Origin of the sequence: Ideonella lacteola, from assembly GCF_038066555.1 — a bacterium.
Classification (GTDB): Bacteria; Pseudomonadota; Gammaproteobacteria; order Burkholderiales; family Burkholderiaceae_C; genus Ideonella; species Ideonella lacteola.
Map to the genome: position 1 here is coordinate 179301 of NZ_JBBUTG010000003.1, position 26102 is coordinate 205402.

26 protein-coding genes are annotated in these 26102 nt (G+C 68.0%); 12 read left to right on the forward strand and 14 right to left on the reverse strand.

All coding sequences use genetic code 11. The annotated features are described in order from the left end of the window. Positions 1–21: 21 nt before the first annotated feature. Positions 22–303 (reverse strand): hypothetical protein, encoded by a 282-nt coding sequence (locus AACH06_RS06555; RefSeq protein ID WP_341424847.1) that lies wholly within the window; start codon positions 301–303, stop codon positions 22–24. Positions 304–427: 124 nt separating this feature from the next. Between AACH06_RS06555 and AACH06_RS06560 the strand changes: the two genes are divergently transcribed. Beyond that, the gene (locus AACH06_RS06560; protein ID WP_341424848.1) at positions 428–1384 is read left to right on the forward strand and encodes a LysR family transcriptional regulator; all 957 of its coding nucleotides are present in this window, start codon (positions 428–430) and stop codon (positions 1382–1384) included. Positions 1385–1431: 47 nt separating this feature from the next. On the opposite strand, the gene AACH06_RS06565 is transcribed toward AACH06_RS06560, so the two are convergent. Further along, entirely contained in the window at positions 1432–2628 is a 1197-nt protein-coding gene (locus AACH06_RS06565) for an amino acid aminotransferase (protein WP_341424849.1), read from the reverse strand. Positions 2629–2709: 81 nt separating this feature from the next. Then, complete coding sequence (locus AACH06_RS06570; RefSeq protein ID WP_341424850.1) at positions 2710–3849, reverse strand: DUF2332 family protein; 1140 nt, start codon at positions 3847–3849, stop codon at positions 2710–2712. 81 nt (positions 3850–3930) lie between these two features. Here AACH06_RS06570 and AACH06_RS06575 point away from each other — a divergent pair, with 81 nt between their 5' ends. Beyond that, positions 3931–4602 (forward strand): Crp/Fnr family transcriptional regulator, encoded by a 672-nt coding sequence (locus AACH06_RS06575; protein WP_341424851.1) that lies wholly within the window; start codon positions 3931–3933, stop codon positions 4600–4602. 33 nt (positions 4603–4635) lie between these two features. Here the strand turns inward: AACH06_RS06575 and AACH06_RS06580 are convergent, their stop codons facing one another. The 3 genes from AACH06_RS06580 to lplT all read right to left on the reverse strand — a co-directional run bounded on the left by AACH06_RS06580 (position 4636) and on the right by lplT (position 7411). Beyond that, positions 4636–5121, reverse strand: coding sequence for a glutathione peroxidase (locus tag AACH06_RS06580; RefSeq protein WP_341424852.1), 486 nt, complete (start codon positions 5119–5121; stop codon positions 4636–4638). Between the two features lie 89 nt (positions 5122–5210). Further along, positions 5211–6083, reverse strand: a complete 873-nt coding sequence (locus AACH06_RS06585; RefSeq protein ID WP_341424853.1) for a DMT family transporter — start codon at positions 6081–6083, stop codon at positions 5211–5213. A gap of 50 nt (positions 6084–6133) precedes the next feature. Next, complete coding sequence (lplT, locus tag AACH06_RS06590) at positions 6134–7411, reverse strand: lysophospholipid transporter LplT (RefSeq protein WP_341424854.1); 1278 nt, start codon at positions 7409–7411, stop codon at positions 6134–6136. Positions 7412–7573: 162 nt separating this feature from the next. Here lplT and alr point away from each other — a divergent pair, with 162 nt between their 5' ends. The 4 genes from alr to arfB are packed head-to-tail and all read left to right on the forward strand — an operon-like array spanning position 7574 to position 10416. After that, positions 7574–8680 carry an alanine racemase gene (gene alr / locus AACH06_RS06595; RefSeq protein WP_341424855.1) on the forward strand — a complete coding sequence of 369 codons (1107 nt, stop codon included), beginning with the start codon at positions 7574–7576 and terminating at the stop codon, positions 8678–8680. Beyond that, positions 8677–9474: a hypothetical protein gene (locus AACH06_RS06600; RefSeq protein ID WP_341424856.1), complete on the forward strand. Its 798-nt coding sequence runs from the start codon at positions 8677–8679 to the stop codon at positions 9472–9474. The genes alr and AACH06_RS06600 overlap by 4 nt, the downstream gene beginning before the upstream one ends. A gap of 40 nt (positions 9475–9514) precedes the next feature. Continuing rightward, positions 9515–10015: an acyl-CoA thioesterase gene (locus tag AACH06_RS06605; protein ID WP_341424857.1), complete on the forward strand. Its 501-nt coding sequence runs from the start codon at positions 9515–9517 to the stop codon at positions 10013–10015. Next, positions 10012–10416, forward strand: a complete 405-nt coding sequence (gene arfB, locus AACH06_RS06610) for an alternative ribosome rescue aminoacyl-tRNA hydrolase ArfB (RefSeq protein WP_341424858.1) — start codon at positions 10012–10014, stop codon at positions 10414–10416. The genes AACH06_RS06605 and arfB overlap by 4 nt, the downstream gene beginning before the upstream one ends. Before the next feature lie 3 nt (positions 10417–10419). Here arfB and rhtB read toward each other — a convergent pair whose 3' ends face one another. Then, on the reverse strand, positions 10420–11064 hold the full coding sequence (rhtB, locus tag AACH06_RS06615; RefSeq protein ID WP_423221990.1) for a homoserine/homoserine lactone efflux protein: 645 nt from the start codon (positions 11062–11064) through the stop codon (positions 10420–10422). A 352-nt stretch (positions 11065–11416) separates the two neighbouring features. Continuing rightward, the gene (locus AACH06_RS06620) at positions 11417–11797 is read right to left on the reverse strand and encodes a response regulator transcription factor (protein WP_341424859.1); all 381 of its coding nucleotides are present in this window, start codon (positions 11795–11797) and stop codon (positions 11417–11419) included. A gap of 155 nt (positions 11798–11952) precedes the next feature. Between AACH06_RS06620 and radA the strand changes: the two genes are divergently transcribed. Genes radA through AACH06_RS06635 form a run of 3 tightly spaced genes read left to right on the forward strand, consistent with a single transcriptional unit; the run spans position 11953 to position 14562 of the window. After that, a complete protein-coding gene (radA, locus tag AACH06_RS06625) occupies positions 11953–13320 on the forward strand; it encodes a DNA repair protein RadA (RefSeq protein WP_341424860.1) in 1368 nt (455 codons plus the stop codon). A 10-nt stretch (positions 13321–13330) separates the two neighbouring features. Then, a complete protein-coding gene (locus tag AACH06_RS06630) occupies positions 13331–14128 on the forward strand; it encodes a metallophosphoesterase family protein (protein ID WP_341424861.1) in 798 nt (265 codons plus the stop codon). Beyond that, positions 14125–14562: a hypothetical protein gene (locus AACH06_RS06635; protein ID WP_341424862.1), complete on the forward strand. Its 438-nt coding sequence runs from the start codon at positions 14125–14127 to the stop codon at positions 14560–14562. Before AACH06_RS06630 ends, AACH06_RS06635 begins: the two co-directional genes overlap by 4 nt. Positions 14563–14679: 117 nt before the next feature. Here AACH06_RS06635 and AACH06_RS06640 read toward each other — a convergent pair whose 3' ends face one another. Then, positions 14680–15261, reverse strand: coding sequence for a PEP-CTERM sorting domain-containing protein (locus AACH06_RS06640; protein WP_341424863.1), 582 nt, complete (start codon positions 15259–15261; stop codon positions 14680–14682). A gap of 331 nt (positions 15262–15592) precedes the next feature. Between AACH06_RS06640 and AACH06_RS06645 the strand changes: the two genes are divergently transcribed. Further along, positions 15593–16516 (forward strand): branched-chain amino acid transaminase, encoded by a 924-nt coding sequence (locus tag AACH06_RS06645; protein WP_341424864.1) that lies wholly within the window; start codon positions 15593–15595, stop codon positions 16514–16516. Positions 16517–16550: 34 nt separating this feature from the next. Then, positions 16551–16766 (forward strand): zinc-finger domain-containing protein, encoded by a 216-nt coding sequence (locus AACH06_RS06650; RefSeq protein ID WP_341424865.1) that lies wholly within the window; start codon positions 16551–16553, stop codon positions 16764–16766. A gap of 136 nt (positions 16767–16902) precedes the next feature. Here AACH06_RS06650 and cobA read toward each other — a convergent pair whose 3' ends face one another. Genes cobA through nirB form a run of 5 tightly spaced genes read right to left on the reverse strand, consistent with a single transcriptional unit; the run spans position 16903 to position 24278 of the window. Next, positions 16903–17697 (reverse strand): uroporphyrinogen-III C-methyltransferase, encoded by a 795-nt coding sequence (gene cobA, locus AACH06_RS06655; RefSeq protein ID WP_341424866.1) that lies wholly within the window; start codon positions 17695–17697, stop codon positions 16903–16905. Between the two features lie 10 nt (positions 17698–17707). Next, positions 17708–18628 (reverse strand): DNA-binding protein YbiB, encoded by a 921-nt coding sequence (gene ybiB / locus AACH06_RS06660; RefSeq protein WP_341424867.1) that lies wholly within the window; start codon positions 18626–18628, stop codon positions 17708–17710. Continuing rightward, on the reverse strand, positions 18625–21441 hold the full coding sequence (locus AACH06_RS06665; RefSeq protein WP_341424868.1) for a nitrate reductase: 2817 nt from the start codon (positions 21439–21441) through the stop codon (positions 18625–18627). Before AACH06_RS06665 ends, ybiB begins: the two co-directional genes overlap by 4 nt. Before the next feature lie 13 nt (positions 21442–21454). Next, positions 21455–21841, reverse strand: a complete 387-nt coding sequence (gene nirD / locus AACH06_RS06670; protein ID WP_341424870.1) for a nitrite reductase small subunit NirD — start codon at positions 21839–21841, stop codon at positions 21455–21457. 4 nt (positions 21842–21845) lie between these two features. Then, positions 21846–24278 carry a nitrite reductase large subunit NirB gene (gene nirB, locus AACH06_RS06675; protein ID WP_341424871.1) on the reverse strand — a complete coding sequence of 811 codons (2433 nt, stop codon included), beginning with the start codon at positions 24276–24278 and terminating at the stop codon, positions 21846–21848. Positions 24279–24392: 114 nt separating this feature from the next. On the opposite strand from nirB, the gene AACH06_RS06680 reads away from it, so the two are divergent. Then, complete coding sequence (locus AACH06_RS06680) at positions 24393–26102, forward strand: bifunctional protein-serine/threonine kinase/phosphatase (RefSeq protein ID WP_341424872.1); 1710 nt, start codon at positions 24393–24395, stop codon at positions 26100–26102.

Consider the following 26102-nt stretch of genomic DNA (forward strand, 5'->3'; position numbering starts at 1 on the left):
CGCTGGCGGCGGATGGCCGCTTCAGCGGGCGGCCGCCACGGTGGTGGCAGCGGCGGGGGATGTCGGGGCGGTCGGGCGCGCCACTCGGCGCAGCGCGTCGGCCAATTCGGGTTGGGTCGACTGCAGGCGATCGGCCTGTTGCAGCAGGATCGGCGCCGCACGAAGGCGGCCCATGGTTTCCAGCGCCGTCCACAGGCGCTGGCCGAACGTCGCCGCCTTGTGGCGCAGCACCTGCTTCAATGAAGCGGCGCGACCGCGAGGCAGGCCAAAAGTCATCGAGTGAAGCTGAGCGGCGGAAGACATGATGCGAAGTGCTTGCTGTGGCACGTTGAACGATTCGGATGACGAGACTTTAGGGTTTCCCCTTATCGTCGTCTACTGAATATTGTTCAGATGCGGTATGTTTGATGTGAATATCACCTGAGCCATGAACTTCCGCACACTCGATCTCAACCTGCTGCGCGTTTTCGACACCGTCATGGCCGAAGGCAGCCTGACGCGGGCCGCCCAATCGCTGGCCATGACCCAGCCAGCCGTGAGCCACGCCATCAAGCGCTTGCACGATGCGGTCGGCGAATCGCTGTTCGAGCGCACGGCGCACGGCATGCGGCCGACGGCGCGTGCGCAGGCCCTGTGGCCGCAGGTTCGGGGTGCCTTGGGCGGGCTGCAGCGGGCGCTCGCCCCGGCCGCGTTCGATCCGCAGAGCGATGCCGTGAACCTGCGCCTGGCGATGGCCGATGCAACGGCCGCCTGGCTGCTACCGCCGTTGGTCAAAGCGATTGAGCGGCAGCGAGCACTTGCAAACTTGCGAGTCTTGCCCTTGACCACCCGCGACCCTCGAGGGCTGCTGGAACACGGTGAGTGCGACCTCGCGGTCGGCTACTTTCCCGAAGCGGTGGCCCACATCGACGCCCAGGGCGCCGACGCCAACCTGCACCACTTGCGCCTGTCACAGACGCGCTATGTGTGCGTGATGCGGCGCGACCACCCGCTGGCCGCGCCCGGCGCGCTGACCTTGGACGCCTACTGCGCCGCGCCCCACCTGCTGGTGAGCTTTTCGGGTCGTCCACACGGTTTTGTCGATCAGGCGCTGGCCGGGTTGGGCCGACAACGACGCATCATGCTCACGGTGAACCAGTTCTTCACCGCCGGGCTGGTGGTCACGCAGTCCGACCTGCTGACCGTCTTGCCACAGACGTTTGTGCCGTCGACCGGGTTTCAGGATCAGCTCGTCACCTGTGAGTTGCCGTTTGCGATCGGTCAGGTGCACATCGAAATGCTGTGGCACTTGCGGCGCGATGCTGATCCGGCGCACCGCTGGCTGAGACAACTGATCCAGCGTGGCGATGCCGACGTGCAGGCGAAGCCACTGCAGGCGAGCTGAGGTCGCCTGCCAGGGCAAGGCGGACGGAGGCGCCCGCCTGGATGAACTCAGGCGCGCAGCACCGCTGCCATCGCCTCGGCCGTGCGCTCCACGTTGCCGTTGTTGAGCCCTGCCACGCACATGCGGCCGGTGCGGATCAGGTAGACGGCGAACTCCTCGCGCAGTCGATCGACCTGGGCAGTGGACAGGCCGGTGTAGCTGAACATGCCGCGCTGGGTGAGGAAGTAGCTGAAGTCCCGGCCGGGCACTTTGGCGCTGATGACGGCATGCAGCCGTTCGCGCATGGCCTGGATGCGGGTGCGCATGGCGTTGACCTCGTCGACCCACAGCGCCTTCAATTCGGGCGTGCCGAGGATGGTGGCCACCAGTTGGCCGCCATGGATCGGCGGGTTCGAATAGTTGCGCCGCACGGTGAACTTCAACTGGCCGAGCACCAGCGCCGCCTGCGCCGCATCGGGGCAGACGACGCTCAGCGCACCACAGCGCTCGCCGTAGACGCTCATGTTCTTCGAGAACGAATTGGCCACGAAGAACGAGAGGCCCGCATCGGTCATCGCGCGGATGGCATAGGTGTCGTCATCCAGCCCGTCGCCGAAGCCCTGGTAGGCGATGTCGAGGAACGGCAGCAGCTGACGCTCCTTGAGCACCGGGATGAGCGCGTCCCATTGGGCCTGGGTCAAATCGACGCCCGTCGGGTTGTGGCAGCACGCATGCAGCAGCACCACGCTTTGCGGCGGCAGCGCGGCCAGCGCGTCGCGCATGGCGTCGAATCGCAGACCGCCGGTGGCGCTGTCGTAGTACGGGTAGGTCTTCACCGTGAGACCGGCGCCTTCGAAGACCGCCTTGTGGTTGTCCCACGTCGGGTCGCTGACCCAGATACCGCTTTGCGGAAACCAGGCCTTGATGAAGTCGGCCCCGACCTTGAGGCCGCCGCTGGAGCCGACCGACTGCATCGTCGCGATGCGGCCGGCGGCGACGGCGGGATGGCCTTCTCCCCACAACAGCGGCTGGATGACCTGGCGGAAGTTCGCAGCGCCTTCCATCGGCAAATAGGGCTTGGGCCCGACTTGCGTCGCCAGCACGGCCTCGGCACGGCGCACCGATTCCATCACCGGGATGCGGCCGGCGTCGTCGAAGTAGATGCCGATCGACAGGTTGATCTTGCCCGCGCGCGGGTCTTTCTGGAAGTCTTCGTTCAGCGACAGGATCGGGTCGCCGGCGTAGGGCGCGATGTGGGCAAACATGGCGTGGCTCGGGTCGGGTGGATCGAATTGCGGATTATCCCGCGCGGCGTCCACACCGGGCTGGGCACCGCGGCCGTGCGATCACGCCAGCCAGTCGAGCCAGCTCCCGTGCGGATGGCTGCGCGCCAGCAGCCGGCTGCAGACGGCGGGCTGGCCGTGAGCACCGCCCATGCGCTCGGTGACGCTCCACCACGTCGGCGTGCCCGGCTCGATCGGGCCCAGCAGGGTGGGCGGCTGGAGCCCGGTGGTGGCGCGAAGTCGATGGTCGTCGTCGGCACTCAGCCACACCAGGCCGTGGCGGTGGATGAGTTCGTGCACGCGCGCGGTGTGACGAACGAGTTCGGCGTCGGTGAAGTAGGACAGCACCCAGCTGTTGAACAGCACCGGGGTCAGGCCCGACGGCAAGTCACGCAGCCAGTCGTCGAGCACGGCCAGCCCATCCTCCGCGGGCACCACGGGATGCTGCGCCAACCGGGCCTGACGAACCGCCTGGTCGAAGCGGAGGGCCCGCGCGGGCTCGCCGGGCCACAGGCAAGCCCGCAACCAGCGCAGCGCGCGCGCATCGTCCAGTCGCACCGGCGCCGGGTCGCAGCCCATCCGGCGATCGATTCGCCACGGGCGCAGCGTGGGGACGCTGCCCAGCAGCAAGCCACTCAGTCGAGTGGCCTCTGGGTTCGCGGGGCCCGCCGTCGCCACGGCGTCGGGCCGGCCACGCTGGAGGTAGTCGATGTGGAAGGCGTCAACCGAGAGATTCAGTCCGGCGCTGCAGCCGAAATCAAACAACGCGATCGGCCGCCCGCCGTGGCGCTGCGCGATGTCGCTCAGAGCGGGCCACAGCACGGCCGAACGACCCACTTCGTTGGTCTGTGTCGTCTGCGTGGCCATCGTGGCGCGCAGGGCCTTCTCGTGATCACGGATGAACGACTCCAGCGCCGGCTGCAGGCCCGCGTCGTCAGCAGGACGTGCGCCTCCCACGCTCGCAAAGTAGTGGGCCAGTGCGGGCCGCTCGGCCTGCAGCGCCGCGTCACAGGCCAGCAACTGATCTTGCACGGCGGCCAGCCACAGCGTGGGGCGGCGTTGGGTGGGCGGTGCGCCATCGAGCAGCGCCATCCAATCGGGCCGCTCAGCCACCCAGCGGGCCATCTGGGCGTACAACGCTTCGTAGGCGTGTTCGCGGGCGAAGGCTTCGAACAGGGCGGCCAGCGGGGTGACGGATGACATGACCCACAGCTTAGGGTGAGGCCCCGCGCCACAATGTCGGGAACCCGACAAACAGGGGGCGGAACGTCGGTCCCCGGCTCGATGAACGACGAACTGGCAGCATTACTGGCCGCGAACTTCCCCGGGGTGCGCGTGCCCTCTGTGGCGTCGCAGGCGCTGGCCCGGCAGGTGGTCACGCGGCGCCTGCCGCGCGGTGCACTCGCCTTCGCGCAGGGGCAATGCTCGCCCGCGCTCTTCGGGGTGATCGCGGGTGAGATCGAGATCCGCTTCATGTCGGCGGACGGTCAAGCTTCGGTGCTGGAGCACGTGCCGCCCGGCAAGCTTTTCGGACTGGCGTCGTTTGCCAGCGGCCTGCCCTCCACCTACGAAGCGGCGGCCACACGCCTCACACGACTGGCCCTCTTCGGCCCATCGGCCTATGCGACGCTGATCGATGAAGTGCCGGGCGTGGCGCGCCTGTTGTTGCGCGAACTGGCGCTGCGGCACGATGGCACGCTGCAGTGGCTGGCCGCCGCCAGGCACCTGAGTGCCATCGAACGCTTCAGCCTTGGGCTGTCACAGCTGCAACGCGAGGGGCGGCTGGCTGATGAGGACGACGCGGGTTGGCGTTTTCTGCGGGCCACTCAGGCAGAGCTCGCCGCGTTGGCCGGCTTGTCGCGGCAGACGGTCAACGAGGTGGTGGCGCAGCTCGCGCAGCAAGGTCGGCTTCGAACCGGCTACGGCGGCCTGTGGTTGCCCCCGCCTGACGCCTGATGAGCCGACGGCTGCAAGCCGCCCACCACGAATTCAGCCCGCGAGAGCGGCCTCGATGTCCTTCGCGATCTTGGCGGGATCGTCCTGCGGCGCGTAGCGCTTGACCACCTGGCCATCTCGACCCACGAGGAACTTGGTGAAGTTCCACTTGATGGCCTCGGTGCCCAGAAAGCCCGGCTTCTCGCCCTTGAGCCACTGCCACAAGGGATGGGCGCCGCTGCCGTTGACCTCCACCTTGGACATCATCGGGAAGCTCACCCCGTAGTTCATCTCGCAGAACGAGGCGATCTCGTCATTGCTGCCCGGGTCTTGCGCGCCGAACTCGTTGCTGGGAAAGCCGACCACCGTCAGCCCCTGCTCGCCGTAACGCTCCCACAGAGCCTGCAGCCCCTTGAACTGGGGCGTGAACCCGCAGGCGCTGGCGGTGTTGACGATCAGCAGCACACGCCCTTTGAACTGATCGAGCGACACGGGCTTGCCGTCGATGGTCTGGGCGCTGAAGTCGTAGACGGTGCTCATGAAATTCTCCGCGGCGAGGGACGAATGACCCAAGGGCGATGGCCTTGGCAGGTCGCGATGCTAGCGCGGCTGCAATACCACGCCGTCGTTCAGGGCCGCCAGGCGGCCAGTGCCGCCGCGCCGAGAATCAAGGCGCCACCCACCGCCACCGCCGGGGTGATCGCGCCAGCACCCAGGGCCAGGGCGGAAGCCGACGCGAACACCACTTCCGTCAACATGATGACCGCCGTGGCATTGGCCGGCAGCCGCGCCGCCCCGTACTGCAGCGCCATGTTGCTCAGCAGGAACAGGCCGCCCAAGGCTGCCGCAAAGCCCAGCCAGGACGGAGCCAGCGTGCCCGGCGCCGGCACCTGCGGCGGGCCGATCGCGCAGGCCAGCGCCGCCGACACCACCGTGCCGCCAAAGAACATCGCCAAGGCCCGGGCCGATTCGCTGCGGCGTGATTCGCGCCGCAGCATCACGTTGTTCAGCGCGAAGCTGAAGCCGCCGATCAGCCCGAGCATGTCGGTGAGCTGCGGCGGGCCCATCGGGCGCCCGTCCTCGGGCCACAGCACGAAGGCGGCACCGCCAATGGCCAGGGCCACCCGCAGCAACGCGGCGGCGCTCGGCTTTTCGTGCAGCATCAACCGGGCCAGCAGCACCGTCCACAGCGGCATCAGGTAGAACAGCAGCACCACCCGCACCACATCACCCACGGTGACGCCCCAGTTGAAGGTCGCGTTGGTGGTGCCTGACGCCAGCATGATCAGCCACAGGGCCGGCGTCCTCAGAAACTGCGTCAAGGCGGCGGGCCGGCTGCCCGCGATCACGACGACCGCCATCAGGTAGATGCCTGCGGTCGTCCACAGCGGGTGGAGCCCGGCCTTTTCATGGAGCTGCCGAAACGCCCACCACGAGGTGCCCCAGATGAACGCATTGAGCACCAGCGCCAACGCGGGCCAGGGCCGCGATTCGGCGCGCATCAGTGGCGATCCTCGCCACGCCAGGAACGCGTTGCGCCCATGGCCACCGATCAATGCCGATCGGAGCGGGCGATCGCCAGCAAGCGCTCGACCTCGGCGCGGTGAACGACGAGGTTGCGTTGGTGCCAACGGCGTATCCACCACATCGTCGCGGCCACGCCAACGCCGAACACCGCGATCGTCGTGAAGGCCGACAGGCCCACTCGCGTCATGCCGGTATAGAAGGCACCCAGCCCCAGGATGCAGGCCTGCTCATTGAAGTTCTGCACCGCAATCGAGCGCCCGGCGCCCATCAGGTTGTGCCCGCGATGCTGCAGCAAGGCGTTCATCGGGACGACCAGGTAGCCACCGACGGCGCCTAACATGATCAGGAAAGGCGCTGCGACCCAGGCGTTGTCGATCACGTTCAGGCCGATCACCAGCACGCCCATCGCGATGCCCAGCGGGATCACGTTGGTCGCACGGTCGAGTTTCATCACGAAAGACGCCACCACCGCGCCCACCGCGGTGCCGATGGCCACCACGCCAACCAGCGACGATGCCTTGGTCGTGTCGTAGCCCAGCGCGGCGGCCGCCCAGGCGAACACGATCACCCGCAAGTTGCCCGACACGCCCCAGAACAAGGTGGTGGTCGCGAGCGAGATCTGGCCCAGCCGGTCGTTCCACAACCGCGCATTGCATTGACCGAAGTCGCGCACCAGCTCGACCACGCTGATCGACAGCGGCTGCAACGGCGCCTCGGTGCGAGGGATCTTCAAGTTGAACGCCGCGGCCAGCACATACAGCCCCACCATCACCGCGATGGCCGCCTCGGGTGGGGTGTCGATGCCGGTGTCGAACGCCGGGAGATCCAGGCCCAGCAACACGCCCGACATGCGTGGCCCGACCAACTGGCCGCCCAGCAGCACGCCGAGGATGATCGACGAGATCGTCAGCCCCTCGATCCACCCATTGGCCTTGACCAGCTGCGAGGGTGGCAGCAATTCGGTGAGGATGCCGTATTTGGCCGGTGAGTACGCCGCCGCGCCCAGGCCGACCACGGCGTAGGCCAGCAGGGGATGCCCGCCGAACAGCATCATCAGGCAGCCGATGACCTTGATGCTGTTCGAATAGAACATCACCTGGCCTTTGGGCACGGCATCGGCGAACGCGCCGACGATCGGGGCCAGCACGACGTAGAAGAGCGCGAACATCGGGATCAGCGCCGGCGTCTGCCAGCCGGGAGCCCCGGTGGTTTTCAACAGCTCGATCGCCCCGACCAGCAATGCGTTGTCTGCCAGCGAGCTGAAGAACTGCGCTGACATGATGGTGTAGAAGCCTTTTTTCATGCGGCTGTGCGCCGTGCGCCTGCGGATGGGCGCGCCAGGGCGGGGTCTCGGTCTCCAGGGCAAAAAGCGTGGGGTTTATAGCATGCGGTGTTGTCGCTTCCGGCGGAAATGGGGTTGAGAGCGGCCGGCTGGCAGAATTCCTCCCGAAGGAAAACCCTGACCATGCCCCGCCCGATCGAAGCGCTGATCCACACCGATGCCCTGGCCCACAACCTCGCAAGAGCCCGCGAATGCGCGCCGGACGCGCGGGTATGGGCGGTGGTCAAGGCCAACGCCTACGGCCATGGCATTGAGCGTGCCTACCCAGGCCTGCGCGGTGCCGACGGCTTTGCGTTGCTCGATCTGAACGAGGCCGAGCGACTGCGGGCGTTGGACTGGCGTGGCCCCATCCTGCTGCTCGAAGGTGTGTTCGAGCCGCGCGATCTGGAGATCTGCTCGCGGCTCAACCTGTGGCACGTGGTGCATGCCGAGCACCAGATCGACTGGCTCGCTGCCCACAAGACGCACCAGCCGCACCGCGTGTTCCTCAAGATGAACAGCGGCATGAATCGGCTCGGGTTCCGTCCGGCGGCCTTCCGTTCGGCCTGGACTCGGCTGAATGCCCTGCCGCAGGTCGACGAGATCACGCTCGTCACCCACTTTTCAGACGCGGATGCCGACCGTTTCGGCGTCAATGGCATCGAACACCAGGTCAAGGCCTTTGCCGAGGCCACGCACGACCTGCCCGGCGAACGGTCGCTCGCCAACAGCGCAGCCACGTTGCGTCACATGCAAGACCCGCGGGTTCGCTCGGACTGGGTGCGAGCGGGGATCATGAGCTACGGCGGCGTGCCGGACTTCCCCGAGCATGACGGCCACCACTGGAATCTGCGGCCGGCGATGACGCTGCGCTCGCAATTGCTGGCGATGCAGTCGCTGCAGCCGGGCGAATCGGTGGGCTACGGCAGTGCCTACGTGGCCGAGCGCGCCATGCGAATCGGCATCGTGGCTTGCGGCTATGCCGACGGCTATCCTCGCCATGCCGGCAGCGGCACGCCGGTTCTGGTGAATGGCGTGCGCACGGCCACCGTCGGCCGGGTGTCGATGGACATGCTGGCCGTCGACCTGACCGCGGTGCCTGCCGCCCAGGTGGGCAGCGAGGTCACCCTCTGGGGCGAAGGGCCGCGCGGGACCCGCCTGCCGATCGATGAGGTGGCCCGCGCCGCCGGCACGATCGGCTACGAGTTGATGTGCGCGTTGGCCCTGCGGGTGCCCGTGAGCGTGGTGTGACCAGCCGCCGCAGCGCCGTCCAGGCGTGGCACTTCGAGCGTGCCACCGTGGCCGATCTGCAAGAGCGGCGGTGGATGCGCTTGCATGCGGTGCTGTTCGGTGGCGTCAGTTTCGGCATCTGCTGGGCGGTCTCGCGCGGGCTGGATGCGGTGGGCGTGGATTCATTGGCCTGGCGGCCACTGTTGGCGCTGTGGGTCAGCTATCCGATCTACATCGGCCTGCTGGCCCTGTGGGCGCGGTGGCTGCTGTCGCAGCACGAACCGGATGCCGACATCGATCCGGCGGATTTGCTGGACGCCGCCGATGCGCTGGTGCAGGTGCCGGGCTCCGTGTTCCGCTCCGGTGGGGGTGGCGACTATGGTGGCGGCGGCGCCAGCGGTGACTTCGACGGGCCAGGCGGTGATGGCGTCGGCGAGGCCATCGGCAACGCGCTGGGCCAGGTGGGTGATGGCATCGACCTCGACGACGCGGCTGTCATCGCCATACCGATCGCGGTGGTCCTCGGAATCGCCGCGGCGATCGCGGCAGGGCTCGGTTTGCTGGTTTTCGGGCTGTTCGGCGTCGAGGTGTTGCTCGGCGTCGCGGTCGAGATCGCGTTCGCGTCGGTGGGCGGCGCGCTGGCCTGGCGCGCGCAGCGAGAAGGTTGGCTGCAGCACGCGTTGCGGCGCACGGCTGTGCCGATGCTCTGCTTGAGCGTACTCACCGCGGCGGTCGGCTGGGCCCTGAATCACTGGGTGCCCCAGGCGCACACCCTGCCCGAGGCATTGCGGGTATTGACCTTGCTTTGGCGGTGACGATGACCACGGCGGCGCCGCTTCCTGAAAGACCGAATCCATGGACCTGCCTTCGCACCAACTCTCCATGACCGTGCTGATGACGCCGGACATGGCCAACTTCAGCGGCAATGTCCACGGCGGCACGATTCTCAAACTGCTGGATCAAGTGGCCTACGCGTGCGCCAGCCGGTATGCCGGGCGCTATGTCGTCACGCTGAGCGTCGATCAGGTCATGTTCCGGCAGCCGATCCATGTGGGCGAACTGGTGACGTTTCTCGCGGCGGTGAACCACACCGGCACCTCGTCGATGGAGATCGGCATCAAGGTGGTGGCGGAGAACATCCGCAGCCAAGTCCGGCGCCACGCCAACAGCTGCTTCTTCACGATGGTGGCGGTGGGCGAGGACGGCAAGCCGGTGCCCGTTCCGCCATTGCGGCCGTTCAGTGAAGACGAGAAGCGCCGCTGGGACAACGCCAAGGTGCGGCGCCAGCTGCGAACCGAGATGGAGCAACGCCAGCGCGACATGCGCCAGGCGAATGCCAGCGCAGAACGGCCGTGAAGGCGCCGCGCATCGACGAATCCCAGGTTCAGTGGGCCGCCATCCGCGCACAGGGTGCGGGTGGGCAGAACGTCAACAAGGTCTCCAACGCGGTTCACCTGCGGTTCGACATCCACGCCTCGTCATTGCCGACAGACTTGAAAGCGCGCCTGCTGGCCTGGCCGGATGCGCGCGTCAGCAGTGACGGCGTCATCGTGATCAAGGCGCAAGACCACCGCAGTCTGCCGCTGAATCGGGCCGAGGCGCTGTCTCGTCTGCAGGCGCTGGTCGATGCAGCCGCCCATGTGCCCAAAACACGTCGTGCGACCCGGCCGACTCGCGGCTCTCAACAACGGCGCCTGAGCGGCAAGGCCCTGCGCGGCGCCGTCAAAGCCGGGCGTGGCCCGGTGCGGGGCGAATGAGCCTCAGGCTGCGCGTTTGAAGGTGGCCAGCAGGGCACCCGCCACCACGAACAGGCCACCGAACACGCGGTTGGTGGCGCGCATCTGGCGCTGGGTGCGCAGCATGCCGAGCACGCGCGATGCGAGCGCGGCGTAGCCGCTCATCACGCAGAACTCGACCACGCCGAAGGTGGCGCCGATCACCAGGTATTGCGCCAGCAAGGGTTGGGTGGTGTCCACGAACTGCGGCAGCACGGCAATCAGGAACACGGTGCCCTTAGGGTTGACGGCATTGACCGTCCATCCCCGCAGGATCAGCGACCGGGTGCTCATCGGCGCGGCGCCTTCGTCGCGGGCGACCAAGGGCTGGGCCGGTGCGCGCCATTGCTGGATGCCCAGCCAGATGAGGTAGGCCACGCCGATCCACTTGACGACCGAGAAGGCCGTGTTCGACGTGGCCAGCAGCGCACCCAAGCCGACGCCCACGACGGCCAGTTGCGTCCAGACCCCCAGCGCCAAGCCGAACGCGATGCGCTGACCGCGGTCGAAGCCGTGGTTCAGGCCCGCGCCCATGGCTGCGATGGCGCCCGGGCCGGGCGACAGGCTGATCGCCACCGTGGCGAAGAAAAACGGGATCCAGGTCGACCAATCCAAGCGCAACTCCGTCATCCGGCGATGCATGGCCGGGCCGCCAGTCTACGGGCAGCCCTTCATCCCGTGGGCGTGGGGGGACAAGGGCGTGTTCACACGACGAAGCCCCGATGCGTTGCCACCAGAACCGGTCGAGCGCAAGGCGTAAACGAAGCCGGGGTGCGGCCCCGGCGAGGCTTTACAACGCCGCGGGCGGCTGATTCTGGTGGCAACCCTTCGGGAACGGGCCGTCCAGGGCGCATGGCGGCGTTGCCCAACTTGCCCAGGCGCCAGCCTGGGCGGCGTCGGGCGCCTTGCCCTGCATCCCTGGACAACCCGTTCGCACGGGGCTGCGTCTTGTGAACACGCCCTGGGCGCCGAGCGCCGTGGGTCAGTCGTCCCAGCCGACCAGTGCCAGCACCTGATCGATCACATCGCCGGTGACCGGCTTGTTGAACAGGCTGACCTGCGCGGCGGCGGCCTGGCGGGTCTGGGTAGCGGTGGGCGCGTCGGCCAACAGGGCCATGTGGCACTTGGGCTGGGATTCGCGCAGACGCTGCACCAGCGCCAGCCCGGCCTCGTGGGGCAGGTCGATGAGCACCAGATCGGTCGTTCCTTCAGCCGCTTCGACCAGCGCACCCGCGGCGTCGCTCGCTTCATGGATCCGGGCGTCCGGCCAGCGGTTGCGGATCAGGCAGGCCGAGTGGGTCCGGTACGCCGCTCGGGCGTCAACCACGAGGATGGACGGAGCGAGAACGACGGCAGTACTCATGTGAGGTCGGAGGTGAATCCGCGAAGTGGATGAACTCAGCCAACGGATGATCGGCCTCTCGCGCCGACAATGAAGGCGCGAACCACCGGTCGGATCCGGTGCATTTCGCCCGTTTTTCACGAAGCCCGCGGCGCATGGCCCAGGGCGGCAACCGAATGAGCAAAACCAAGTCGATCTACGTCTGCAGCCAGTGCGGCGGCACCCATCCCCGCTGGTTGGGCCAATGTCCGCACTGCAAGGCCTGGAACACGCTGGAAGAACAGGTGGCCGAGGCGCCCTCCGGCGCGGCCAAGAACCGCTTCCAGTCGCTGGCCAAGCCGCAGGCGGTGGCCACCCTCAGCGAGATCGAGGCGGCCGAGGTGGCGCGCACCCCCACAGGCCTGGAGGAGCTCGACCGCGTGCTGGGGGGCGGCATCGTGGAAGGCGGGGTCGTGCTGATCGGTGGCGACCCCGGCATTGGCAAGAGCACCTTGCTGCTGCAGGCGGCCGATGCCTTGTCCACGCGGATGAAGGTGCTGTATGTCACCGGCGAAGAGTCGGGCGCTCAAGTGGCGTTGCGCGCCCACCGGCTGGGCCTGCCGGGCAAGTCGCTGCGGGTGCTGGCGGAAATCCAGCTGGAACGCATCCAGGCGACGATCGAGGCCGAGCAGCCTGCGTTTTGCGTGATCGATTCGATCCAGACGCTGTACTCGGAACAGCTCTCCAGCGCGCCCGGCTCGGTGGCGCAGGTGCGCGAATGTGCGGCTCAGCTCACCCGCACCGCCAAGGCGGCTGGTTGCACGGTGGTGCTGGTGGGCCACGTGACCAAGGAAGGCGCACTGGCCGGCCCGCGGGTGCTCGAGCACATCGTTGACACGGTGCTGTATTTCGAAGGCGACACCCATTCGAGCTTCCGGCTGGTGCGCGCGATCAAGAACCGCTTCGGCGCGGTCAACGAGATCGGCGTGTTTGCCATGACCGAGAAAGGTCTCAAGGGCGTCAGCAATCCGAGCGCGATCTTTCTCTCCACCCACGGCGACCCAGTCCCCGGTTCATGCGTGATGGTGACGCTCGAAGGCACGCGGCCGATGCTGGTGGAGATCCAGGCGCTGGTCGACTCCGGTGGGCCCAGCCCGCGGCGCTTGTCCGTGGGCCTGGAGCGCGACCGTTTGGCGATGCTGCTGGCGGTGTTGCACCGGCATGCCGGTGTGGCTTGCCTGGACCAGGATGTGTTCGTCAACGCGGTGGGCGGCGTGCGCATCAGTGAACCGGCGGCCGACCTGGCGGTGCTGCTGTCGATCCGCAGCAGCCTGGCCGGGCGGCCTTTGCCCCGCGGCTTCGTGGCGTTTGGCGAGGTGGGGCTGGCCGGCGAAGTCCGGCCTGCGCCACGTGGTCAAGAGCGGTTGAAAGAGGCGGCGAAACTGGGCTTCTCGGTCGCCCTGGTGCCCAAGGCCAATGCGCCCAAGAAGCCGATCGAAGGGCTGACGATCCACCCGGTCGAGCGCATCGAGCAGGCGATCGATATGCTGCGCGAACTGTCTTGAGGAGTGGATGATGCGTTGGGCTGTCTTGTCCGACATCCATGGCAATCTGCCCGCGCTGGAAGCGGTGACCGACGAGATCCGCACCGAGGGCATCACCGAGGTTGTCCAGCTGGGTGACGCCCTGTCGGGACCGCTGTGGCCGGCCGAGACCGCCGGGCGGCTGATTTCGTTGGGCTGGCCCGGCATTGCCGGCAACCATGAGCGGCAGGTGCTCACCATCGCGCCCGAGCGGCAAGGTGCCAGCGACGCATTCGCCTCGGCACAGCTGACCGAAGCCCATCGCGACTGGCTGCGCCAGCTTCCGGCCACGCGGTGGTTGTCGCCCGAGGTTTTCTGCTGTCACGGCACGCCCGACAGCGATCTTGTCTACTTCATGGAAACGGTGGTCGCGGGCTGGGGCGTGGACGGCTCGGCCGGCATCCGCCCGGCGACGGCGGACGAACTGCGCCAGCGCCTGGGCACGCATCGCTCGCCGGTGGTGCTGTGTGGGCACACCCATCTGCCGCGCGTCATGTGGACGGGCGCGAGCCTGGTGGTGAACCCCGGGAGCGTCGGGCTGCCGGCTTTCGATGATGACCATGTTCACCCGCATTGGGTGGAGAACGGCTCGCCGCATGCACGCTGGGCCGTGATCGAGCGCACGTCACGGGGTTGGCGGGCTGACCTGCGCGTCACGCCCTACGACCACGAGTCGGCGGCGCGGCGGGCGGAGACGAACGGCCGGCCGGACTGGGCCGACGCGCTTCGCACGGGCCGCGTGGGCAGAACCGAGTCGGCGGCCTTGTCCCCGATGGGAGAGGTGTCGTGAATCGGGATGCCGTTTGGAATGGGGTGCTGGGCGCTGCCGCGATCGCGGTCGGCTATGTGCAGTGGGGTTGGCGAGGTGTGGTGCTGGCCACCACGATGGTCGTCTTCTGGATGCTGTTGCAATTCAGCCGGGCGTTGCGGGCCATGCGGGCCGCGGCCTCGGCGCCGGTGGGCTCGGTGCCCAGCGCGGTGATGCTGCACTCGAAGATGCGACGCGGCATGCGCCTGATGGAGCTGCTGCGCCTGACCGGCAGCCTGGGGCGGCAGGTGGCCACGACGCCCGAGACCTTCGAATGGGCGGATGCCTCAGGCGCGGTGGTGCGTGCGGAGTTGATCAACGGTCGGGTGGCACAGTGGCAACTGCGGCGGCCCGATTCGCCCGACGAGCCCGAGGTGCTGGAAAGGAGCGACGCCACTGGCGACGTGGTGAACTGATCGTCGGCGACCGCGACGGGCCGTTGGGCCGGTCGTGCCGTCACCATGAAAAACGCCGAGCGCTGCATCGCAGGCTCGGCGTCAACAGGGCGGCGACAGGGCCGCGACGGAAACAACTCAGCGGGGGCGGCGACGGCGGGCGACCACCGCGATGACACCCAAGCCGGCCAGCATCAGCGCATAGGAATTCGGCTCGGGAACGGCCAGGGCCGCTTCGTACCAGGCGTTGTTGGTGTCGCCGTAGGAGATGCCCTTCACGTGCGCCGCGAAGTCGCTGAAGTGTCCAGCGCCGCCAACCCACGTCCAGGAGACGGACTCGTTGTCGACCAGCTTGCCGGAGCTGTCGCTGAAGTCGAACTTGAACTCGAAGGTGCCGTCCGGGCCCTTGCTCTTGCCCATCGTGACATTGGCGTCGCCGCTGATGTTGGCAATTTCGCCGGTGCGCATACCATCGACCGACACGGCGCCGATCCAAGGTTGCTCGCCACTGAACATGTCCAGGCCGTAGGCGTCGAGCGTGAAGACCACGTCGTCGCCCACCACCGAGGTGGTCAAGGTCGCGAAGCTGGCGGTTTGTGGAGCTCCATCTCCCGCCATCAGGCCGCCAAAGTCATAGGTCTCCGCCGATGCCGGAACGGCACTCACTGCGCCGGCGGCCGCGGCGAGCGCCGCCAGCATGCGGGAGATGGAAAAGCTCATCACGTACTCCGTGTTTTCTGCTACGCGGCGACCCTCGACGCCGGATGGAACTCGGCTGACTCCAGCCGTTAACTGAGAGTTTCCCGGAAAGGACGCACTGTTAGAAGGTGTAAGGGCGGTTTGAGTTAGGGGGAACGCGGGGGGTGTGGCGTATGCCGCGACACGAGGTGTGAAGGATTGCACGGTTGCGTGGATGGGCTGCCACGATTGCTTACAAATACAGCGCTTGGAGACCTCTCGCCGAGGTCGCTGGGGCCCCGTCCGGCCCCGCCTCTAAAATCCGCGCTCCGCCCGCAGCAAGCGGCACACATTCGCACGAAGGACCACCACCATGGGCATGGACGATCGCGACGGCAAGATCTGGATGGACGGACAGATGGTGGAGTGGCGCGACGCCAAGATCCACGTGCTGACGCACACGCTGCACTACGGCTGTGGCGCGTTCGAAGGCGTGCGGGCCTACGACGCCGTCGGCGGCACGGCCATCTTCCGCCTGCGCGAGCACACCGAACGGCTGTTCAACTCGGCCAAGATCCTGCGCATGAAGATCCCTTTCTCGCAGCAGGAGGTGATGGATGCGCAGTGCGCCGTGGTGCGCGAGAACCAGCTGAAGAGCGGCTACCTGCGCCCGCTGATCTGGATCGGCTCAGAGAAGCTCGGGGTGAGCCCCAAGGGCAACACCGTGCACCTGATGGTCGCCGCCTGGCCGTGGGGCGCCTACCTGGGTGAAGAGGGCATGAAGCGCGGCATCCGCGTGAAGACCTCGAGCTACACCCGGCACCACGTCAACATCACGATGACGCAGGCCAAGACGGTGAGCAACTACACCAACTCGATCCTGGCCAACATGGAAGCCACCGACGACGGTTACGACGAGGCGCTGCTGCTGGACGCCTCGGGCTTCGTGTCCGAAGGCGCTGGCGAGAACTTGTTCATCATCAAGAACGGCGTGGTCTACACCCCGGATCTGTCGGCCGGTGCGCTCAACGGCATCACCCGCAACACCATCTTCGCGATCTGCCAGGACCTGGGGCTCAAGCTCGTGGAAAAGCGCATCACCCGCGACGAGGTCTACATCGCGGACGAGGCTTTCTTCACCGGCACCGCCGCCGAAGTCACGCCGATTCGTGAGCTCGACCGCATCGAGCTTGGCGCGGGCATGCGCGGCCCGATCACCGAGAAGATCCAGACGGCCTTCTTCGACATCGTCAACGGCCGCAACGCGAAGTACGCCGAATGGCTGACCCGCGTCTGACCCGTTCCCCGAACCCACTTTCCTGCCCCAGACCATGAGTGCCACCGCCTCGACCGCCGCTGTTGTCGAAGTCACCGCCCGCGACCTGCAAGGCCCCGGCGTCGTCTTCTGCCCCAACCCGAAAATGGCGCTGTGGAGCAACCACCCGCGCGTGTTCATCGACCTGGCCCACGAAGGCGAAGGCAAGTGCCCGTACTGCGGCACGGTCTACCGTCTGAAGGCCGGAGAGAAGCTGGGCAGCGGGCACTGACCGGGCCCGGTCAGCGGGCGAGAGCCCAGGCGCGCAACGCCGGCTGACCCCGCCCTGGCGCTGGTGAAAGCCACGGCGGCGTGTCGTGGCACGCGGGCCGGGGCCGCGCATCTCGGCGCGGGCCAGGTGTTTCGCGTCAGCCTGCGGCTCGCGCCGGCCCTTGGCTGAGCAGCGACTCGGCCTGCGCAAGCGCACTGGCCTCCAGCACCCGCCCCATCACCAGCACCGCGGGGCTTCGAAAGCCTTCGGTCTCGATCAACGCGGGCAGGCGCTCCAGCGTGGTCAGGGCCTGCCGTTGCGTCGCCGTGCTGGCGCCCTGCACCACCGCCGCGGGCCAATCGCCCGGCACGTGGCGCCGAAGCGCCTGCACGATCTGTTCAACGCGCGACAGGCCCATGTACACCACCAGTGTCAGGCCACGCGCTGCGGCGGCCCCGATCGAGTCCCAATCCGGCCCGTCGTGCCCGGCCTGGGCGTGGCCGGTGACGAGGATCACCCCCTGTGCCCACCGGCGGTCCGTCCACCCCGTGCCCAGCGCCTGCGCTGCGGCCAGGCCGGAGGTGATGCCGTTGACCACCTGCACCTCGATGCCCGCCTCCCGCAGCGCCGCCATTTCTTCTCCGGCTCGGCCGAAGACGAGGGGATCGCCGCCCTTGAGCCGCACCACCTTTTCACCGGCCTGAGCCTCCCGCACCAGCAAGCGTTCGATGAACGCTTGCGGCGTCGAGGCACAGCCGCCGCGCTTGCCCACATTCACCACCCGGGGCGGAGGCACCACACCGGCCAGCACGCTCGCCAGCACCTGCTCGCCGACGAGATCGTCGACGAGGATCACCGTGGCCTCGCGGATCACCCGCACGGCCTTCAAGGTCAGCAGTTCCGGGTCGCCCGGGCCGGCGCCGACCAGCGTGACAGGGTGAAGGGCGGGCATGCGGTGCTCCTCAGTGCAAGCGCTGGCGCAGTGCGAGCAGGGACTGCACCTGGCGGGTGATGGGCTCGGGCACCGGTTGGTGGCCTTCGAGCATGGCCTGGATCGTGCGCGCGGTGGTGGCGGCATCGATCTCGGTCGGCAGGTCGGGCAGCTTCGCGAGCGAACCGCCTTCGCCTTCGAGCGTGAGGGCGTCTTCCATCACGCCGTTGACAAAGCACTTCAGCGTCGGCAGCCGGCGCGCATCGGCCACCGGCTCGCCCTCGGTACCACGCAGCAGCATCGCGGTGGCGCCCGTCTGGTTCAGGAAGTCGCCGAGGCTGATCGCGTATTCGGGGTGGGTGTGGTTGACCACCCTCAGCGCCCCCGGCACGGCCGGCAGCAGCTTGGCGAGCGTGTGGCCGGAGTTGCGCAGGCCCAGCACGCTGCGCAGTGCCAGCAATTGGGCCAGCGATGGGTGCAGGGCACTGATGGGCATGAACACGGGCCGTTGTTGCGACCATGGCCGCTCGGCCTCGGCGGGTGTGGTCGCGACAGCCCATCCGAGCGCGTCGAACACCTGGGCGCTGGTCGTGCGGGTGGCGTCGGTCAAAGGGCCGTGCACCAGCACCGGCACCCCTTCGCGGGCCAGCAGGCCGGCGAGCAGCGGCGTCAGGTTGGGCAGCTTGCGGGCGCCGTTGTAGCTCGGCAGCACGATCGCGGACGATGGCGCCTGCAGCGGCAGCGTGCGTGGCACCACCGCATCCATGAAGCCCGCCAGCTCTTCCGGGGTTTCGCCCTTGATGCGCATGGCCAGCGCGAAGCCGCCTTTTTCCAGGTCGCTCAGCTGCCCATCCAGCAGTTGGCTCATCAGATCGAAGGCCTGGGCCCGCGACAGCGCGCGTGCGCCGTCCTTGCCCCGACCGATTTCCCGCAGGTAGGCTGCAATGCTCATGTCGGCATTGTCGTTACGCCCAGGCCCTCGGCGATGGGCGTTTGCTGTACCAGAAGCCGCAGCTTGGGCAGGCACGAGCCGCACTCGGTGCCACACTTCAGCGCGCGCTGAAGGCCGACCAGCCGTTCGTCGGCAGTGCCTTGGCAACGGCCCAGTTCGGCGCGGATTGCGGTCTCGCTCACGTTGAAGCAGGTGCAGACCTGAACGCTGGTTCGAGCGGGTGTGCGTGCGAGGGCTCCGGGTGCCAGCAGCTGCCGCCCGGGGCCTGGCAGGGTCTGGTCGGCCTCCAGCAGTGAGCGCAGCCAGGCCTCACCGCTCACGTCGCCTGCCACCCAGAAACCCTGCAGACGTTCCGCGCCGCTTTCGTCGCGTGCGATGCGCAGGGCCCGCTGCTGCCCCCGGCGCGCATCTTGGTAGGCAAGCACGCCGGGCTCGCCGAGCCCCAAATGCGCGCGGATCGGTGCCAACGCGTCATCTCCTGGCGACTCGGCCGCGGCTGCCCGCAGCAGCAGGCCCAGGCGGGCGCTGGCGTCGGCGGCATCGCCCTCGCGCCCGAAAGGCAGCAGGCTGGCGAAATCGAAGCGCGACAACGTGGACTTGAGCTCCTCGCGCACGGCCAGCGCCCGCTCGGCCGGCAGCCAGGCCATCGCGGTGAGACGCCACGGCAAATGCACTTTGTCGATCGCGACCGCGGCGTGCTTCAACTCAGGCTGACGGGACTGCGGGCAGAAGCTGGGCAGCGTCACGGCGTTCACCCCCGCCAGTGCGCGGCCTGCGCTGTCACGACCCGAGAGCACCTCCTCTCCCCAGTGCATCGCGATGAACGCCTGGGTGGGCTTCACGGAGTCGCTGCGGCGCACCGGCAGCAGCACCTCGCCGCGGCGAGAACGCACCCGCACCAGATCGCCCTCGTTCAGGCGCAGGCGTTGCAGGTCTTGCGGGTGCATGTCCACCCCAGGCCAGCCCTCGTGTCCGTACAACCGGCCCAGCGTGCCGGTGCGGCTCATGCCGTGCCATTGGTCGCGCAGCCGGCCGGTGTTCAGGCTGAAGGGGTAGCGTGCGTCGCGTGGTTCGGCCAGCGGGGTGAACGCCACGTCGGCGAAACGCGCCCGGCCGTTGGCGGTGGCGAAGTGGCCGTCTTCATAAAGACGCACCCGGCCGGCGGAGCCACCCTCGGGCAGTGGCCACTGTTGGGGGCCGCGGGTCTCCAGCATCTCGTAGCTCAGGCCGGTGATGTCCAGGTCGCGCCCGCGGGTCGACTCCCTGTGTTCGAGCCAGATCGATTCGGCCGTCGGGTAGTCGAAGAGTGCGGCGCGTTCCGGCATGAGGCGTGCCGCCAGCTGCTGCGCCACATCCCGCGCGATCAGCCAGTCGTGCCTTGCCTCGCCGGGTGCCGGCACAGCAGGACGCACGCGGCTGATGCGCCGTTCGCTGTTGGTCACGGTGCCGTCTTTCTCGCCCCAGGTGGTGGCCGGCAGCAGCACATCGGCGAAGGCGCAGGTGGCGGTGGTGGCGAAGGCCTCCTGCACGATGACCAGCTCCGCGCGTTCGAGGGCGCGGCGCACCGTCGCTTGATCTGGCATCGATTGGGCAGGGTTGGTGCAGGCGATCCACAGCGCCTTGACCTGCCCGTCGGCAGCGGCCTCGAACATCTCGACGGCGGTGAGCCCCGGCTTGGCGGGCACCTCGGGCACACCCCACAGCCGAGCCACCTCGGCACGGTGGGTGGGGTCGCCCAGATCGCGGTGGCCGCTCAACAGGTTGGCCATGCCACCCACTTCGCGACCACCCATCGCATTGGGCTGGCCGGTCAGCGAGAAGGGCCCGGCGCCGGGCTTGCCGATCTGACCGGTCGCCAGGTGCAGGTTGATCAGCGCCGCATTTTTGGCGGTGCCCGAGCTGCTCTGGTTGAGGCCCTGGCAGTAGAGAGACAGCGTCGGCGTGTGGCTGCCGAACCATCGCGCGGCGGTGACGATGTCGTCTTCGGCCAGGCCGGTGAGCCGGGCGGTTTCGCGCGGGGTGTGGTCGCGCACCCGATCGCGCAGCGCATCGAAGCCTTCAGTGTGCTGCGCGATGAAGCCGGTGTCGACGAGGCCCTCCCACAGCAGCAGGTGCAGCAGGCCGTGGTACAGCGCCACATCGCTGCCCGGCATCAGGGGCAGGTGCAGGTCGGCCGATTCGGCGGTCTCGGTGCGCCGGGGGTCGGCGACGATCCATTTCTGCGTGGGGTTGGCGCGGCGCGCATCTTCAAGCCGGCGCATCAGTACCGGGTGGGCCCAGGCCATGTTGCTGCCGGTGATGAACACCGTTTGCGCGTGCTGCAGGTCGTCGTACGCGCAGGGCGGCGCATCGGCCCCGAGCGTGGCTTTGTAGCCCGCCACGGCGCTGCTCATGCACAGGCGCGAATTGGTGTCGATCTGGTTGCTGCCGAGCAGGCCTTTGACCAGCTTGTTGAAGACGTAGTAGTCCTCCGTCAACAACTGTCCGGAGATGTAGACGCCGATCGATTCCGGCCCGTGGGCCCGGTGCAGGCGGGCCAGCTCGTCGGCCGTGTGTGTCAGTGCGTCGTCCCACGAGACGGGCTGCGGCGGGCCACCGCGCTGCAGCCGACGCATCGGCGACAGCAGCCGTGTCTGGCGCGTCACCGAGGCCGAGGCGGTGAGGTGAAGGGTCGCCCCTTTGCTGCACAGCCGGCCGAAGTTGGCAGGGTGTTGCGGATCACCCCGCACGCCGGTGATCTGCACGCCGTCGTGCTCGATGATCACCCCGCAGCCGACGCCGCAGTAGCAGCAGGTCGAAGTCGTCTCGCGCATGGCCGCAGGTGGCTCAGGCCGCGGTCGTCTTGCGCAGCGACGGCCCGGCGACAGGCAGCGCGACGGTGGTGCCCAATGTGGCCAGCTCGCGCTCGTCCAGGTGCACCACCCCGTCGAGCACCGCCACCGCGAATTTCGGCGTGCAGCCTTCGTCGGGGGCCGCGGCCACGCCGTCGCACAGGCCGATCGTCCAGTTGTGCAGCGGGCAGGCCACGCTGCGTCCGAAGACGATTCCCTGGCTCAACGGGCCGCCCTTGTGGGGGCAACGGTCCAGCAGCGCAAAGACCTCGCCTTGCTCGTTGCGGAACACCGCCACCGCGGGCCCTTCGGCGCGCGTGACGCGACGCGCGCCCAGCACCGGGATGTCTTCCACTCGGCAGATGGCTTTCCAGTGGTTCATGGCCTCAAGCTCCCAATGCATTGAATTGCCGGACATCCACGCGCGCCTTGTCAAACTCGAACCAGGGGTCGGGTTCGCCGTCGAGCGCGAACTGCAGCTCGGCCCACAGGGCCCGGCGGCCCTCGGCGTCGTCGAGGATCTTCTTCTTCACGTGGTCGAGGCCGACGCGCGAGACGTAGTGCACCGTGCGTTCGAGATACCAGCCCTCCTTGCGGTACAGCTGCATGAAGGCGCCGGTGTACTCGAGCACTTCCTCGGCGGTCTTCAGCTTGCAGAAGAAGTGCGCCACCTCGGTCTTGATGCCGCCGTTGCCGGCGATGTACATCTCCCATCCCGAGTCGACGCCGATGATGCCCACGTCCTTGATGCCGGCCTCGGCGCAGTTGCGCGGGCAGCCCGAGACCGCGAACTTGACCTTGTGCGGCGCGTACATGCGCCACATCGCGCGCTCCAGATCCTTGCCCATCTGGGTGGAGTCTTGCGTGCCCATGCGGCACCACTCGCTGCCCACGCAGGTCTTCACCGTGCGCAGCGCCTTGGCATAGGCATGGCCCGAGGGCATGCCGATGTCGCGCCACACGTTGACCAGGTCTTCCTTCTTCACGCCGAGCAGGTCGATGCGCTGGCCGCCGGTCACCTTGACGGTCGGGATCTTGTACTTGTCCACCGCGTCCGCAATGCGGCGCAGTTCATCGGCGCTGGTCTCTCCGCCCCACATGCGCGGGATGACGCTGTAGGTGCCGTCCTTCTGGATGTTGGCGTGAGCGCGCTCGTTGATGAAGCGGCTCTGCGGATCGTCCTTCGCCTCTTTCGGCCACGACGAGATCAGGTAGTAGTTCAAGGCCGGCCGGCAACTGGCACAGCCGTTGGGGGTGCGCCAGTTCATGAACCGCATCACCTCGGGGATGGTGATCAGGTGCTCGTTGAAGATGGCGTCGCGCACGTCCTGTTGGCTGTGATCGGTGCAGCCGCACATCGCCTTCTTCTTCGGCGTGGCGGAGTAGTCGCCCCCGGCGGTGAACATGATCAGCTGTTCGACCAGGCCGGTGCACGAGCCGCATGAGGCACTCGCTTTGGTGTGCTTGCGCACGTCTTCCAGCGTGAACAGGCCCTTGTCCTTGATCGCCTTGCAGATGGCGCCCTTGCTCACGCCGTTGCAGCCGCAGACCTCGTCGGCGTCGGCCATTGCGGCCGCCTTGTTGTGGCCCTCGTGCCCCACGTCGCCGATGTTCGATTCGCCGAACATCAGCCGATCGCGGATGTCGGCCACGGTGCGGCCTTCGCGCAGCAGTTTGAAGTACCAGCCGCCGTCGACGGTGTCGCCGTACAGGCAGGCGCCGACGAGCTTGTCGTCCTTGATCACCAGCTTCTTGTAGACACCGCCCATCGGGTCGGACAGCACGATCTCTTCGGTGCCTTCGCCGCCCATGAAGTCGCCCGCCGAGAACAGGTCGATGCCGGTCACCTTCAGTTTGGTGCTGGTCTGGCTGCCGCTGTAGCGGCCGATGCCGAACTCGGCCAGATGGGTGGCGCAGACCTTGCCCTGCTCGAACAGCGGCGCCACCAGCCCATAGGCGATGCCGCGGTGCGCGGCGCATTCGCCGACGGCGTAGATGCGTGGGTCGGTCACCGTCTGCATGGTGTCGCTCACGACGATGCCGCGCTGGCAGTGCAGGCCCGCCGCCTCCGCCAGCTGGGTGTTGGGGCGGATGCCCGCGGCCATCACCACCAGATCGGCCGGGATCTCTCGGCCATCCTTGAAACGAACCGCACGCACCCGGCCGCTGTCGTCGCCGTGCAGTGAGTCCGTCTGCGCGCCGAGTTCGAAGCGCAGCCCGCGCTCTTCGAGTGACTTCTGCAGCATCTTGCCGGCCACATCGTCGAGCTGTCGCTCCATCAGCCAGGGCATCAGGTGCACCACGCTGACCTGCATGCCGCGCAGCATCAGGCCGTTGGCCGCTTCCAGCCCCAACAGGCCGCCGCCGATCACCACCGCGTGCTGGTGTGTCTTGGCGGTCTCGATCATCGTCTGGGTGTCGGCGATGTCGCGGTACGCGATCACACCGTTCAAGTCCTTGCCGGGCACCGGCAGGATGAACGGCGTCGAGCCGGTGGCAATCAACAGCCGATCGTAGGCAGCCGTCGTTCCATCTTCCGCCACCACCTGTCGCTTGACCCGGTCGATGCGCTCGACCTTCTTGCCCAGGTGCAGCGTGATGCCGTGCTCCTCGTACCAGCTCACCGGGTTGAGGATGATCTCGTCAATCGTCTGCTCGCCGGCCAGCACGGGGCTCAGCAGGATGCGGTTGTAGTTGGGATGCGGCTCGGCGCCGAAGACGGTGATGTCATAGAGGTCAGGCGCGATCTTGAGCAGCTCTTCGAGCGTGCGCACACCGGCCATGCCGTTGCCGACCATCACGAGCTTCATCTTCTTCACGGTGGGCCGTCCTTTCCTTCAGTTCAAAAAGCAATTCGGGTGCCACGACGTGGAGAATCGCGGGCGGCGCTGCGGCCGTTCGGATGCAAGGCAGCGGTACGGGAGGTCCGTTCCTTGAGCTTTGACGTCGACATCGGCTACAGCAGCGAGCGCGGCCCGCGCGAGCGCAACGAAGATTTCGCTGGGGCGGTGCGTGCCGAGCCCCATGAGGCCGAGCGGGGCGTCATCGCCGCGGTGGCCGATGGTGTGTCGGCGGGTGGTCAAGGCCTTGAGGCGGCGCAGACCACGGTGATGGGTCTGCTGGCCGACTACTTTGCGGTGCCCGCCACCTGGGAGACGACGGTGGTACTGGACCGCCTGATCGGTGCGCAGAACGCCTGGCTGGCCGATCACAACCGGCGCCGTCCCGGCCAGCCGGCGGCCTTGACCACGCTCACCGCGCTGGCCCTGCGCGGACAGACCTGGACCATCGCCCATGTGGGCGACACCCGTGCCTGGTTGTGGCGTGATGGTGAACTGCTGCAGCTCACGCACGACCACGCCTTCGACCACCCCGACCAGCGCAGCCGCCTCACCCGGGCCGTGGGCCTGGATGACGTTGTGAGGGTCGACTACGCGCAAGGCGACGTCCGATGGGGTGATGTGTTCCTGCTGTGCTCGGATGGTGTGCACGGCGCCGTGAAGGCCACCGTGCTGGCACGGCACGCGGCAGGCTCGGCGGTTGGCGGCGCCCAGGCGGTGGCCGAGGCGCTGACCGAAGCTGCCCTCGCCGCCGGTGGGCGCGACAACGCGACGGCCCTCGTGCTGCGCGTGGTGGGGCTGCAAGCCCGCCAACTCGACGATGAGCTCTCGGCGGGGCGGCGTCTGCCGGTGCCCGGTTTGTTGCAGGTGGGCCAGGTGTTCGACGGCATGACCATCACCGCGGTGGTGGCCGACACGGGTGTCCATCGCCTCTACCAGGCACGCGGCGCTCAAGGCGATCTCGTCGCGCTGAAGATGCTGCATCCACACCGCGCGAACGATCCCGAAGAGCGGGCCATGCTGGCCCACGAGGCCTGGCTGGGGCAGCGGGTGGCTGGTGATGCCGCGACCGGCCTGGTGCGCGTGCGCGAGCGCTCGCCCGATGCCTCGGCCTTCTACATCGTGTTCGACTGGCACCAGGGTCGCACGCTGGAGCAGCATCTCGCCACACGGCAACGCCCCGGCGTCGATGAACTGATCGCCGCGGCCCTCATGCTCACGCGCGCGCTGGCCCGGCTGCATCGCCACGGCGTGGTGCACCGTGACATCAAGCCGGGCAACCTGCACCGCGGCGACGATGGCCTCTGGCGCCTGCTCGACCTGGGCGTGGCGCTGAGCGGCCGCGAGCCCGCGGCGCAGCGTGAACTGCACGCCGGCACCCCCAGCTACATGAACCCCGAACAATGGCAGGGCGCGGCGGCCGATGCCGGCAGCGACTTGTTTGCGCTCGGCGTCACGCTGTACCAGTGGCTCACCGGGCGACTGCCGTACGGTGAGATCGAGCCTTATCAGACCGGCGGCTACCGGCGAGACCCGATGGCACCGTCGCGCATCCGGCCCGATGTGCCGATCTGGCTCGACCATGTGCTGCTGAAGCTGGTGGCCCGCGAGCCCGCGCAGCGGTTCGAAACCGCCGACGAGTTGCTGCTGGCCCTCGAGCGCGGCGCCTCGCGACCGCTGCGTGCGCCGGGCAGCACGCCGCTGATCCAGCGTGATCCGCTGGCTGCCTGGCAGCTGGCGCTGGGCTTGTCGCTGCTGTTGAATGCGCTGCTCATGCTGTGGCTGCTGTTCCTGCCACGGTGA